General features: G+C 55.7%; 8 protein-coding genes. 4 read left to right on the top strand and 4 right to left on the bottom strand.

Annotated elements, in window-relative coordinates; translation table 11 throughout:
* The first annotated feature begins 14 nt into the window (after positions 1-14).
* Positions 15-1,124 (top strand): acyltransferase family protein, encoded by a 1,110-nt coding sequence (locus tag AC1Z24_RS31695; RefSeq protein WP_483746812.1) that lies wholly within the window; start codon positions 15-17, stop codon positions 1,122-1,124.
* A gap of 21 nt (positions 1,125-1,145) precedes the next feature.
* Here AC1Z24_RS31695 and AC1Z24_RS31690 read toward each other — a convergent pair whose 3' ends face one another.
* Positions 1,146-3,230, bottom strand: a complete 2,085-nt coding sequence (locus AC1Z24_RS31690; RefSeq protein WP_483746811.1) for a SwmB domain-containing protein — start codon at positions 3,228-3,230, stop codon at positions 1,146-1,148.
* Between the two features lie 381 nt (positions 3,231-3,611).
* Here AC1Z24_RS31690 and AC1Z24_RS31685 point away from each other — a divergent pair.
* Positions 3,612-5,164, top strand: a protein-coding gene (locus AC1Z24_RS31685) for an IS3 family transposase (protein ID WP_483742864.1) whose coding sequence is annotated in 2 segments (ribosomal slippage) — positions 3,612-4,074 and positions 4,074-5,164 — 1,554 coding nt in all. Because the reading frame shifts where the segments join, the coding sequence is not laid out codon by codon here.
* 267 nt (positions 5,165-5,431) lie between these two features.
* Positions 5,432-7,414, top strand: a complete 1,983-nt coding sequence (locus AC1Z24_RS31680) for an O-linked N-acetylglucosamine transferase, SPINDLY family protein (RefSeq protein WP_483746810.1) — start codon at positions 5,432-5,434, stop codon at positions 7,412-7,414.
* Positions 7,415-7,972: 558 nt separating this feature from the next.
* Here AC1Z24_RS31680 and AC1Z24_RS31675 read toward each other — a convergent pair.
* Both AC1Z24_RS31675 and AC1Z24_RS31670 read right to left on the bottom strand, forming a co-directional pair.
* Complete coding sequence (locus AC1Z24_RS31675; RefSeq protein WP_483746809.1) at positions 7,973-9,019, bottom strand: replication initiator protein A; 1,047 nt, start codon at positions 9,017-9,019, stop codon at positions 7,973-7,975.
* Between the two features lie 165 nt (positions 9,020-9,184).
* A complete protein-coding gene (locus AC1Z24_RS31670; protein WP_483746808.1) occupies positions 9,185-9,469 on the bottom strand; it encodes a hypothetical protein in 285 nt (94 codons plus the stop codon).
* A 429-nt stretch (positions 9,470-9,898) separates the two neighbouring features.
* Between AC1Z24_RS31670 and AC1Z24_RS31665 the strand changes: the two genes are divergently transcribed.
* The gene (locus AC1Z24_RS31665; RefSeq protein WP_483746807.1) at positions 9,899-10,660 is read left to right on the top strand and encodes a SapC family protein; all 762 of its coding nucleotides are present in this window, start codon (positions 9,899-9,901) and stop codon (positions 10,658-10,660) included.
* 96 nt (positions 10,661-10,756) lie between these two features.
* Here AC1Z24_RS31665 and AC1Z24_RS31660 read toward each other — a convergent pair whose 3' ends face one another.
* Entirely contained in the window at positions 10,757-13,069 is a 2,313-nt protein-coding gene (locus AC1Z24_RS31660) for a DUF4214 domain-containing protein (protein ID WP_483746806.1), read from the bottom strand.
* Between the last annotated feature and the right edge of the window lie 75 nt (positions 13,070-13,144).

The raw sequence follows: 13,144 nt of genomic DNA, 5'->3' as shown, positions 1-13,144 counted from the left end.
ACCGTGGAATCTGAATGAACGTCTCGCATAATCCTTTTCCCGAAAGAATCTACTCACTGGACGTTCTTCGGGGGATCGCCGCGCTTTGTGTGGTCTTCTGGCATTGGCAGCACTTCTTTTACGTCGGCGACAGCCCCAAGGACTTCAATGGTGTCGGGCAGCCGCTGTTCGAGCTGTTCACCCTGGCCTATCAGCACGGGATACGGGCGGTCGAGCTGTTTTTCTGTATTTCCGGCTTTGTGTTTTTCTGGCTGTTCTCACAGCGTATCGCCGAGCAAACCCTGAGCGCATCGCAGTTCTTCATCGACCGATTCAGCCGGCTCTATCCCCTGCACCTGGTTACCTTCGTCGGCGTGGCAGCGTTGCAACTGTTCTATGCCCATAGCCATGGCAGCTATTTCGTTTATCAGCAGAATGACCTTTACCACGCCTTCCTTAATGCCCTGCTCATCCCGGCATGGGGGTTCGAGACGGGCTGGTCGTTTAATGCGCCGATCTGGTCGGTGTCAGTAGAAGTCATGCTCTACGCGATCATGTTCGTCACCTGCATGACCCGCCAGGCACGCTACCTGATTATCCCGTGCCTGATCGCCCTGGGCTATTACCTCTACCCGAACAACTACAAACTGGGCAGCGGCATCTTCACCTTCTTCTGCGGCGGCGCGGCGTTCATCCTCATGGACAGCCTGCTCAAACGCATCGGCAGCAAAGCGTTTTTGGCCGTTGCCATCCTGCTCGCGCTGGCGGCCTGGTCCTTCGTGCTGCGCTCAAGCACCCTGAACCTGTACTTTCTGATGGGCGTGGCCTTTCCCACGCTGGTGATGCTGCTGGCGTCCATCAGCTGCGCCCTGCCCACTTTCCTGCGCCCGTTTTCGGCAGTAGGCGACATCAGCTATTCGTCCTACCTGCTGCACTTCCCGTTGCAGATCATCTTCGCCATGGTCGTCGACCACCTGGGCGTCGCGCGCAGCCTCTTCTACAGCCCCTGGATGCTGGCCCTGTTCATGGCCGTATTGATCCCCCTCAGCTATGGCTGCCATCGCCTGTTCGAAGTACCCATGCAACGGGTGCTGCGCCAAGGTTTCAGGAAATACAGAATGTCCAGGTCGGCAGCTGCCTCATAAGCGGCCGCTCAGCCCCTCCAGCTAAACAGCCAGTATCGCCACCCCCTGATCCACCACACCGGCCAGTTTCACCGCCATTTCCGGCGAGTCGATGAAGTTGGCAATCACCGCCGCCTGCCCCGCAGCCCCTGGATTGGCAGCCAGCAGGTTGAGGAAGAAGGCCAGGCCTGTTGCATCGGGTGCGCGGTTAAAGGCGCTTTGATAGAGCTGGGTGACAAACGCCGTGTTATCGGTCGTGTTATGGGTCCTGGCGAACTCCAGGCTGTTGACGAAGTTCAGCGCCAGTTGCGCGGTGCTCAAGCTTTGGTTGCTGGCGTTCGAATAAAGATCCAGCCCGCCCTCCTCCGGATTGCGCCCCAGGGCCAGGTGATAGAACTCGGCGACGCGGCCACTGGTGGTGGTGCTGTCCAGGGCGATGGTCTGGTTGTCGAAGGTCACGCGCTCGACGTTCTTGAGGGTCACCACGGTATTGGCATCGGTCAGCGACGTCACAGTAAATGTACCGTCCGCCTGATGAGTAATGCCGTATTGCGCACGCGTACCGGTCAGCATCAAGGTGTCGATACCGCTGCCGCCATCGACGCTGTCTTTGCCGCCAGCTGTGTAAAAAACGTCTTTTGAACCGGAGCCGATAAGAACATCTGCCTGAGCCGTGCCTTGCAGCGTGCCACCACCGGCAGGCGCAGTCAGCGTCACACCGACGCTCGGCGCAGCAGGCGCCGAAGGCACCACAACCGGCGCGACGGTGTTATTGGTCACCGCCGTCGCGGCCAGGCTGACGGCATCGGTACCGGCGGCATTCTGCAGAGCATTGGCGTCGTCGCCTGCGGTCGGGTCGGTGTACGCAACCGTCACCGTCTGGCCCGCCGCAACGGCGGTGTTCAGCGTCAGGGTCGCGGTCTTGGCCGCAGCATCGATCGTCACCGCCGTGACCGTATCGACCACACCGTTCACCTTGACCTGGTACGCACTGGTAGCGGGTTTATTGACCGCATCAAGGGTCGTAGCCTCGTTATAGCTGACCACCAGACTGCTGCCCGTGACCGCCGCCGAACTGAACACCGGTGGCACTGCAGGCGTGTTGTTGGTCACTGCTGTCGCAGCCAGGCTGACAGCATCGGTACCGGCCGCGTTCTGCAGAGCATTGGCGTCGTCGCCGACGGTCGGGTCGGTGTACGCGACCGTCACCGTCTGGCCCGCCGCAACGGCGGTGTTCAGGGTCAGGGTCGCGGTCTTGGCCGCAGCATCGATCGTCACCGCCGTGACCGTATCGACCACACCGTTCACCTTGACCTGGTACGCACTGGTAGCGGGTTTATTGACCGCATCAAGGGTCGTAGCCTCGTTATAGCTGACCACCAGACTGCTGCCCGTGACCGCCGCCGAACTGAACACCGGCGCCACCGCAGATACAGGTGCCGACACCAACACGCCAGAAGTGGTGGCGACCGAATTGAGCGTCAGCGTCGCATTGTTGCCTGCGGTGTCTCTGATAGTCCCGCCATTGAGGTCAATTGAGCCGCCCAAGGCGACACCATCGGCATCGGCGTTGCCTGCCACGACGGTGTAACGAAAGACCAAGGCAGTGCCGCCCGAGCCACTCACGTAATTGGCATATACCGTGCCGGTACCCAGCGTAACGGCCAGACGCGGCGTGCCGCCGCTCGTATTGACCGTCGTGGCTTCGTTGAAATTGACCGTGAAATCGAGATTATCGCCTGCTGCATAGGTGGCATTGGCGGGGACGCCGACACTGCCAACAGCCGGGACGGTGTGATCAATGGTGTAAGTCTGACCGGATGCATAGCCGCTGGTTATCGCGTTACTGGAGCCATCGATAATCCCTGTGCCTGAGCCGTTCAATTCCAACCGCAGAGTACCGTCACCGGCAACAGTGTTAAGCCCGACGGTATAGACATTGCCACTACCGGTGACCGAAGCAATGTTGCCGTTCGCTGATCCACTACTAGCCAACGTGAAATCGGTTATATCGACGCCCGTTACCGCGCTATCGAAAGTAACCGTGTAATCCAGGCTACTGGCGTTCGTGGTTGCATCGTTTACCAGGACGATGGATGTAACGCTTGGCCCAACTGCAATTGTCATGAAAAAACCTTCCGTAGAAATGACGTTCCGGCCACCCAAAGGACCGCTGATAAAACACAACCGATAGGGACAGCCCGATAGCGCGCTGCAGGCTGACTGAAACGACATGCTATATCGCCATTATTGCAGGGGCAAAATGAATATCGGCAACGCGCACACTTGCCCGATGCCCCGATATAGAGGCGTCGCACAACAAACACGTGGCCTGGGGACGAGTGCAAATTCTGGGGGGAGAGCATTCTGGGGGAGCGGATTTGTCCGCGAAAAGGCCAGTACAGCCGACACACCTTCTGTGCCGAAATACAGCCTTCCCCCGGTGTCAGGATAGTTGTCGCCTCTGCGAATTCTTAAACGCATTCCGGGGGCGGCAAGAGTATGGTCATGTCTTTCTACTCACCCGAACGAAAAGCATCACTGCTGAGAATGATGCTCCCGCCCCTGAGTCTCTCTGTAAAAGAGGTCTCACGGCGTGAGGGGTGCAGCGATGTTTCTCTCTATCAATGGCGCAAACAAGCTGCGGCGCAAGGAACTCAATTGTCCGAAACCAAGCAACCGTCGGAGAATTGGTCAGCCGAATCCAAACTGACGGTGATCATCGAAACATCGCCCCTGTCTGAGCTGGAGCTGGGCGAGTACTGCCGTCGCAAGGGAATTTTTCCCGAGCAAATTGCGGCCTGGCGTAACGCGTTTATCACCAACAGCTCTAATCAGCCGACCGCTAAAAGAGCAGAGGTCGGACAAGCGCGCGAGGATAAAAATCGTATCCGTGTTCTGGAGCGTGAGTTGCGACGTAAAGACGCGGCGCTGGCTGAAACAGCAGCCTTGTTGGTACTGCGAAAAAAGCTCAATGCCTACTGGGGGAACGACGACGAGGACAGCTGACCTTGTTGCCAGAACGGTATTTACTCGTGAGTTGGCTCAATGAAGCCATTACCGCGGGCGCCCGAAGGGCGCCTGCTTGTCAGGAAGTCGGCATTTCCCTGAGAACTTTGCAGCGCTGGAGCTTGCCGCTGGAAGTCCTTGCCGATGGGCGCACCACGACGCTCAGGCCAACACCCCGTAATGCACTCAGCGAGCTGGAGCGCCAAGGTATCGTGACGCTGTGCAGCAGCAAGGCTTATGCGCATCTGCCACCGAGCCAGATCGTGCCGCAGCTGGCTGATGAGGGACGCTATCTGGCCTCGGAAGCTACTTTTTACCGGGTGTTGCACACAGCAGGTCAGCAACAGCATCGCTCGCGCGCCAAACGTCCACAGCACCGTGCAACCCCCACGACGTATGCAGCAACATCGGCCAATCAGGTGTGGTCATGGGACATCACCTACTTACCCTCGCCGGTTCGCGGGCAGTTTTACTACCTCTACCTGATTGAGGATATTTACAGCCGCAAAGCCGTGGGCTGGGAGGTCTACGAAGCAGAAAGCGGGGAAAAGGCAGCAGCGTTACTGCAACGAAGCGTGACCCAGGAGCAGTGCTGGCGCCAACCGTTGGTGCTGCACTCGGATAATGGAGCGCCCATGAAGTCGGTGACGCTTCTGTCCAAAATGCACGATTTGGGAATAACACCTTCGCGGGGACGGCCACGCGTCAGCAACGACAACCCCTATTCGGAGTCGCTGTTCAGGACGTTGAAATATTGTCCGCAATGGCCCGTGAATGGGTTTGGAGGCCTGGACGAGGCGCGTACCTGGGTCAGAGACTTCATGACTTGGTACAACACAGTGCATCGCCATAGCCGAATCCGCTTCGTCACACCGACCCAGCGGCATGACGGCAAGGACAAGGAAATACTTGCCCGCCGTCATGATGTTTACCGACTCGCCCGAGAGAAAAAGCCTGAACGATGGTCCGCTGAAACACGCAATTGGAGTCCGATCGGAACGGTCTATCTAAATCCTGAAAGGGAGCTCAGCGTGATCGTGAAAGTGGCATAGCAACACCGCCGACGCGACAACTACCTTGAAAAACGCCGCCAACGAAAATCGCTGCTTGCCACGCAACAAACACCGCCCCGGCTCTCACACCCAGGGCAGCCTGCCGCCATGCTCTGCACCGCCAGAGGCGCAATACGCCGGGCCAGGTAAATGAAGTGATGATAGGCTTCGCAAATACCCTCCCACTGACTCACTCAGGATCGATACCGGTCCGTACTCCATCCTGATTGATCACGGAAAACCGATTCTCAAGACAGAACAATTCGAATGACAGATTTGCAGTTAGCCTTATCTCATCACCAAGCTGGGCAATACACGCAAGCGCAGCGCATATACGAGGCTATCCTGCAGGCCACCCCCAATGACCCCAATGCATTGCATCTACTCGGCGTGCTCCACAACGCCCAGATGCAATACGAGACCGGAATTCCTTACATCCGGCGCGCTATCGAGCTGGTGCCGCAAATGGCTGAAGCGCACTACAACCTGGGAAATGCACTCGCGAAGATCGAGCAGCGAGCCGAAGCAATAGCCGCCTACGATGAGGCGACTCGGTTGGACCCGCAGCATAAAAACGCCTGGCTCAATAAGGGCGACGCCTACCGTATGTTGCAGAAGTGGGCAGCTGCAGAGGAGAGCTATCGGCGCGCACTCATCCTCGATCCCGACAATTACCACCTGTATGTGCGCCTCGGAAGCGTCCTGCGGTCTCTGCGGCGATTACCTGAGTCAGTCGCCGCCTACCAGCAGGCGCTTGATCTTGCGCCGGGATCAAACGACGCCCACTACAACCTCGCCAATGCCTTTTTCGAAGATGGCGCTTTCGATCAAGCGCTGCACCATTACCAACTGGCAGCAGCGTCGCCCACCACTGACCCACAGGTGACAGGCGCCATACTGGCGTGCATGACAACAACTTGCAGCTGGGAGCATGAAGTGTTGCGCGCTGGTGCGTTGAATGAACTGCGCGACAAGCCACTACCTCCGTTTTTAACCCTATTGCTTTCTCAATCCGGCGCGGAGCAACTGCACTTCGCGCGCAAATACGCGAAGAGTGTTGACCTCTGGGGGCCAACGGCAGCAGTCCAACCGCCTCGCCCAATAGAAAATGGTCAAAAACTTCGGATCGGCTATTTATCAGCCGACTTCCACCAACACGCCACCGCTTACCTGATCGCCGAGCTGATCCAGATCCACAATCGAACAAAATTCGAGATCATCGGTATTTCCTTCGGCCCTGACGACAACTCGCCAGTAAGACGCCGCATGATCGAGAGCCTCGACCAGTTCCTCGATATCCGTGATGACGACGATGAAACAGCCGCACAGCGCATAGAAGCCGCCGACATCGACATACTGGTAGACCTCAAAGGCTATACCCAGAATGCGCGTGTCGGTATTTTGCGACGACGGCCCGCTCCCATTCTGGTGAACTACTTAGGTTATCCCGGCACGATGGGAACCCCCATGATCGATTACATCATTGCCGATCCTGTAGTCCTGCCGTTCACCGATCAAGCCCACTTTGACGAGAAGATCGTCCACCTTCCCGACTGCTACCAGGTCAATGACTCGACGGTGGACGTGGACCCAACGGCGGATACACGGGCGCAGCACGGCTTGCCAGCAGAGGCTTTTGTTTTCTGCAGCCTCAACGGCAGCCAAAAAATTACCCAGGTGATTTTTTCCGTATGGATGCGTGTGCTGACGGCTGTGCCTCACGGAGTACTTTGGCTATTCCATGACAACGATACGGCTGTGCGTAACCTGAAAAATGCAGCGAGCCAGCATGGCATTGACCCGAATCGATTGGTTTTCGCACCCAAGATGGTACACAGCAAGCATTTGGCCCGTTACCGCCATGCCGACCTGTTTCTAGACACCAGCCCGTACAACGCCCATACAACGGCCAGTGACGCGCTGCGTGCCCATTTGCCTCTGCTTACCGTGCGCGGGTCGACGTTTGCCGGTCGGGTCGCGTCAAGTCTGCTGCACGCCGTTGGCGTTCCCGAGTTGGTTGCCGATGACCTGCAGGCCTACGAGACAGCGGCCTGTCAGTTGGCCAACGATCCGGCAAGCTTGGCCACGCTCCACGAGCGGATTGCAGAAGGCGTACGCAGCGGGCCCTTGTTTGATACAGCGCGCTTTGCACGAGGCATCGAGGCGGCATTTCTTCACATGCACGCGGCTGCAGGCCAGCCTCCGCGAGCTTTTGCGGTATGTGCTGACGGGACCATTAACGAGCAGTAGGGAAATGACTTGGGGCGCCCTGCCCCTTTCGTGAATGAATTCGCCCACACAGTGGCGCATTGGCGTGGGAGCGTGGCTTGCCCGCGAAGAGGCGGGCACATCCAACACATCGTCTGCGCCGAAATACCGCATTCGCGAGCAAGCTCGGCTCCAACGAAAATCGCCGCTTGCCATGCAACAAACACCGCCCCGGCTCTCACACCCAAGTCCGCCGCCGGCCAGGCGACTTTGACGTTGCCGATCTCAGTACCCGCGCATGGGCGAGCAGGCGCGGAAAAACCGGTTTTTATTAGTTTTAATGAGATTCAAAAGATTTAGACCTCGTTAACCGCCTACAGCCCTCGAAGTACAAGGGCTGTAGCGATCGGCCATATGTGTAATGTACGGAATCAGCTGTGTAATGTACGCAAATGCCTGTGTAATGTACGGATTCCTATGTGTAATGTACGGCCTCGACGGTGTTGCAAGCTGTGTAATGTACGGAATCTGGCTACCCGTTCGGCTAACCCATCCGGATAGCTGAAAAACCGTACATTACACATAACGGCCTCTGGCCACTTAGGCAGAGTCGCCGCTTTCCTGCTTATCCTCTTCGCTCTCCTGGTGCTGTTCATCAGCCATTGCCCGATGGGTCATGGTCAGCAACGGCCCCACCTTCCCCTTGGTTTCGAGAAGCTTGTAGTCCGGCAGCTCGTTAGCCCTGATAAGAGCTCTGAGCATCCTTGTGAACTCAAAGAATTGTGCGGTGCTGCCACTGCGTTCATGCAGCGTGCGAAAGCCCCAGGTTGCGGTTGTCTGACCCGCAGCGCGGCGAGCCAGCCGATACAGGAAGCGGCCAACACCTGATTCAATCAGAAAATAGTCGGGGTGAACCGTAAGCACATCCGGCCCCTTCCCTTCCGTGACTTGCCGGTATATCCAGTCGGCAATCTTGATTTCAATGAATTCGACCTTCCCCGTAAATTCGTTGGTGATCACCGCAAACTTCGCAATGTGGTTCTCACCCTCAGTGATGGTGAGCAATTTGTTATCGACCTTTTTCTTGCGCTCGATGGTGATCAAGGTACTGGCCAGACGCTCCAGTGCGCCCACAATCGAATCCTTTTGCTTGCCGCCGTTTTCGCGTCGGCAAAACTTCAGCACCGCGCTGATATGCGGCCGAAAATTCGGGCCAGGCTTTTCGCCTTTACCGTCGCGGTACCGATTCATGGCTTCGGTGAGGTGCGAGATGGCCATCAGCACAATGTCATAGTCCCAGACCGACGCCATGCCGTGGGGGCCAGAAGTCACCGTGATATGCCCATCGGGCAAGTCATACACAATCTTGGTGTTTGGCCTGAGGTCTTTCTTCGACAGGCGAAACGGTGCCACATCCATGACCCTGCGGCTGTCGCGCGCACCTATGTCGTAGAGGACTGGCAGAAAGAAATCCGCCCGTTGATCGACTTTGGGCTTTCTGCGCAATGGCGTAACGGATGCGGGCTTTTCGGCTTTGGGAGAGGATGTATCTTCGGGCGGGCTGACACTTTCATTCTTTCGCTTTGCCGCTTCGGCCCCCATGCGGGCAATGCGGTCAGTCAGGCTACTAACGTGTTTTACTTCCATATGAATCCCTTATGGGCAGCGTCAGGCACAAAAATCCAAGGCTCGGTGCAAAAGCATCGAGAAAAAATAGGATTTTTCTGAAAGACCTATCGGACAAGGGAACGGCAACGCGAGGGCAAACTCACGCCCGATCCTTGCCCGATAGAAGACGCAATAACGAGTGGGTTAGAGGTCTTGCTGCGCCAGGCGCTGTTGCATCACTGCCATCACCTCACACCCTTCCTCCAACACCTGCGCCGCCAGATGCGCGATATAGGCCAGGTCGCGGCCTTCCAGGGATTCGCCACTGACCAGTGACAGGCTGTCCAGCACCTGAGCGACGGAGCGTACCCGCTGCTCGGCAAAGGCCTGTAATTCGTTCAGAGGCGCGTTGGCGTCGATGTAGAGGATCGGGGTGGGGTTGCCGTTGGGGCATAGGGGGATGTAGCGGGGGGAATGGTGTTGCGTCATGAATTATTACTCCAAATCAAAGCTTCGCCCCCATCTGCGGCCAAGCAAATGGGTGGCAACTGTACGCGGGTTGGCCGACCGGAGATTTGGAGACCCGGCACACCCGAAGGTGTCCCGCGCACAGCTGCCATAAAGCCGACCGGCAGGCACGCGAGTGCCTGCCGGGGTCTTTACAGCTTCCAAATTTCTTGAGCGGCCAAGCCCAAATCGCTGGGTTTTCAGCGACGGCGCACTATAGGAGTGATGGGGAGTAGGACGCAAGGCTCAGGCAAGTTTTATAGCGTTTACACATCGACCTTGGGCGTGGAGTTCGTCAGACTAGGGGCTTGCATGGTGTAGGAAAAGACGCCAACTGGTTCTGCGTGGTGGGACTAGGCACAGGTTTTTCAAGTCGCTTTGGTGCGATGTTTTCAACAGGAGTATTTTTAGATGTCATCGTATGTACCGCTCAGCAGCGAAGCCCATAAAGATAAACGTTGGCTGCGTTATTCATCAGCAGAGTTTGCTAAGCATGATAACGTGGTACAAATATTTGCCAATGAAATGCCTGAAGTCATTCATGCTTTGCCAATTGCTTTTATAAAAGTTCAAGATCGATTCGAACTGGTAGCCGTGATGGGTCTCAAGCCCGGCGAAAATTTATTAGTCTCTGAAGCAGGTCAATGGTTGGCGCATTATACTCCAGCCCACTATCGAACTCGTCCATTTATAATGCTAAACGCGCCTGATAATGCAGACCAGCAGATTTTGTGCCTTGAAGAGTCGCGTATAAGCGAAGGGGCGCTGGGTGAAGCGCTATTTGATGAAAGCGGAAACATTACTACAGTTGTAGGTGAAATATTAAAGCTACTCGCCCACTATAACTCTACCCACGCTCTTACACGTGAAATATGTAATGTAATTGAAAAATGTGGAATTATCTCGCCTTGGGAGATATCCATAAATAATGGCGATACCGAAGTCCCAGTAAATGGATTGTATCGGATTAATGAAACAGCATTTAATGAATTGTCCGACAAGGACTTTCTGACGTTGCGTGAAAATGGTGCCTTATCAATTGTGTACGGGCAGTTATTCTCTATGAATAATATTTCAGCCTTATTTAATCTACTCAGACACAGGGCTCAGCTAATCGAATCCAACAAAAAACAAGACTCTTCTGGCGGTACATTTAATTTCGCTGGTCTTTAATTTTCTAAAATAACGCACAATAAAAAACCGCGCCTGCAATAGGCGCGGTTTTTTCAATCGGAAAAGGGCATCGAGAATCGATGCCCTTATTCTTATTTACACAGTTGTTACGGAGTTGGCGAAGGTTACGCCAGAAGCAACACCAGTCAGCTGGATGAACACGTCATCAGCTGCTACGCCAGTGCCAGCACCCGAAGTTTCGTACAGAACGTAGGTGTTACCACCGAACGTTGCAACCGAAACGCCCAGGTTAGTGGTGCTAGCAGTAGCCATTGCTGCTGCGACCTGAGTTGCAGTAGAACCTGCAGCCAGAGCGGTAACAGCAGTCTGTACTGCGGCTTGTTGACCGGAAACAACACCGCCCACCAGGTTGATTTTGTCAGCGCCAACCGAGAAGTCAGTGATGACGTCAGCTTGGCCGAATACCAGACCCGAAGTGTTCGCTGCAGCAGCAGTGCCGAATACGAAAGTATCGTTACCAGCGCCACCAGTCAGAATGTCAGCACCTTTACCGCCGGTGATGGTGTCGTTACCCGAACCACCGATGATTACGTCGTTCAGGCCCGAACCAGTTACGGTCAGCTTACCGGTGAATGCAGAAGCATCAACCTTGCTACCAGTAGTGGTGCCAGCCAGAGCAGCGCTGATGGTCAGGTCAGCAGCACCTTTAACAGTGATAGTGGTGTTATCGCTGTTGCTCAGGGTGCTGATGGTGTTACCACTTGTGCCGTTAGAAGTCAGGCTCAGAGTGGTCAGACCGGTAACAGCCAAAGTGCCAACAGTGAAGCCAGCAGTAGTGGTTGCGCCCAGAGTGATATCGCTAGTGGTGTTGCCGGTAGCTGCACCCAGAGTTGCGGTAGTCACAGCGCCAGTGATGGCGATGGTGTTACCAGTACCCAGGTTGCTGATGTTTTCAGTTGCAACACCACCGAACGAGAAGCCTTTGATCGAAGTCAGCTGGGAAGCGTCAACTACAGAAGCAACGCCCAGGCCCAGAGTTTCGAAGCCTTTAACGGTGTTCAGTTTGGCGTAGTCAGAAGCTGCCAGAGTGGCGTCTTTGATAACCAGGGTGTCAGTACCAGCGCCGCCATCCAGCTGGGAGCCAGCGGTCAGAGTACCCAAGTTGCCAGCAGCGATAGTCAGAGTGTCGTTACCAGCGCCGCCAGTGAAAGTGAAGCCGACTGGTGCGGTGGATGCAGACACGTCAACGCTTACGTTACCGGTAGCGGTCGAAGCATTAACAGAGTTCAGAACGGTGGTAGTAGCAGAAGTTGCTACAGTCAGGTTCTTGTCGCCAGTAATGTTCAGCGTTTTCAGTGCAGCAGTACCTTGCAGCGTAATGGAGCTGTTAACGCCAGTAGCAGTCAGGTTTGCAGTAGCAACGTTAGCGCCGGTCAGGCTGACGGTGTTGGTGATACCAGCGCCAGTCGAAGTCCAGCCGTTCAGAGTAACGTTTTCAACAGTGTCAGTTGCCGAAGCAATGATAGTTGTGCTGTTAGCAGTAACGTTTACGCCTTTCAGAGTTACGGCTTGGCCAGCAACAGTGTAAGTAGCAGCTGCCAGAGCACCAGCAGTCAGAGCTGGAGTTTCGATGGTCAGACCAGTAGTACCGGCTACTGCTGTGTAAGCAGTAACAACACCACCGTTGATCAGAACGTTTTCAACGTTGCTCAGAGTTGGGTTGGTGAAGCCAGTATCAGCTGCAGCCAGGAACACTTTCAAGGTGTCAACGCCAGCACCACCATTGATGGTGTCAGCAGCGCCGATAGTCTTGGTAGCGCCAGTGTTATCAGCGGTGAAGGTGTCGTTGCTCGCAGTACCGACCAGGTTGTCAACACCAGCGGTCAGAACGAACGAAGAACCAGTGCCGCCAGCAGCTACAGCAGTAGCCAGAGCGGAAGCAGCGTTAGCAACTGCAGTCAGGCCAGTAGCGGTCGAAGTAACGGTCGACAGGAAAGCACGGCCCGAATCAGCAGCGCCAGTACCTTGGTAGCCCTGGATTTCAGCAGCGGTGTCGATCTGAGCGGTGAACGCTTGAGCGGCAACCAGTTTAGCTTGAACGACTGCAGCGTCGACCGAGCCAGCGGACTGTTGGATGGTCCAGGCAGCTTGAGCTTGGGTCAGCTTGCCGGTGTCCAGTTGGTTGACCCAGAAAGTCAGGCCAGCGGCGTCTGGTTGACGACCGAAAGTGTTCTGGTAGATCGCGGTGACTTTGTCGATGTTCGACTTGTTGCCGTACAGAGCAACCGATTCAGCGGAAGTCGAGAAGCCTTGTTGTACAGCGGCGATGTTGCCGTTTGCAGCATCGATCACGCCAGCCCAGAAATTCAGGCCAGTGGTGTCAGCCGGACGGCCGAAATATGCGATGTACAGTTGTTGTACTTGAGCGAGGTAGGTGGAAGCAGCCATTGTTTACTCCAGGTTTCATTATAAAAAGAAGCTGACACAGAAACGGACAATCTTTGTCTCGTTCACCAGCTGCCC

The sequence above is a fragment of the Pseudomonas sp. JL23 genome (assembly GCF_056933585.1).
Note: the sequence above shows the minus strand (reverse complement) of the source record. Positions and strands in the feature narration are given on the sequence as shown.